We start from the raw sequence: 472 nt of genomic DNA, 5'->3' as shown, positions 1-472 counted from the left end.
GTGCTGGCCGGATTTCTTCAGCGCCGGCGCCGCGCCGCTGCGCGAGGCGCGCAGCGCGTTGACGCTCTCGACCAGCATCAGCCCGCCAACGGTGCCGAGCAGCGCGACGTAGAGCAGCGAAATGAAGAGGTCCAATTGGCCGAGCCGGCGCAGCAGCGCAAAGACATAGATGCCGGCGGTCGAGCCGACAATGCCGCCGGCCAGAAGCACTCCGCCGAGCTTGAAGTCGAGCGTGCCGCGCTTGAAGTGCGACAGCGCGCCGGAGAAGGAGGAGGCTATGACCTGGTTGGCCCCCGTGGCCACCGCGATCGCCGGCGGGATGTTGTAGAAGATCAGGAGCGGCGTGATCAGGAAGCCGCCGCCGACCCCGAACATGCCCGACAGGAAACCCACCGCCGCGCCCATCGCGAGCAGCACGAACACGTTGACGGAAATTTCCGCGATCGGGAGATAGATGCCCACCCGTCTGTCT

At 66.7% G+C, this 472-nt stretch carries 1 protein-coding gene; it reads right to left on the bottom strand.

Annotated elements, in window-relative coordinates; all coding sequences use genetic code 11:
- A partial coding sequence (locus EOA60_RS36880) for a sulfite exporter TauE/SafE family protein (RefSeq protein WP_164899963.1) occupies positions 1 to 462 on the bottom strand: 462 nt, incomplete at its 3' end.
- Positions 463 to 472 lie beyond the last annotated feature (10 nt).

The organism is Mesorhizobium sp. M1A.F.Ca.IN.020.06.1.1, from assembly GCF_004023265.1.
Lineage (GTDB): Bacteria > Pseudomonadota > Alphaproteobacteria > Rhizobiales > Rhizobiaceae > Mesorhizobium.
This window is presented reverse-complemented; position numbering and strand designations above follow the sequence as displayed.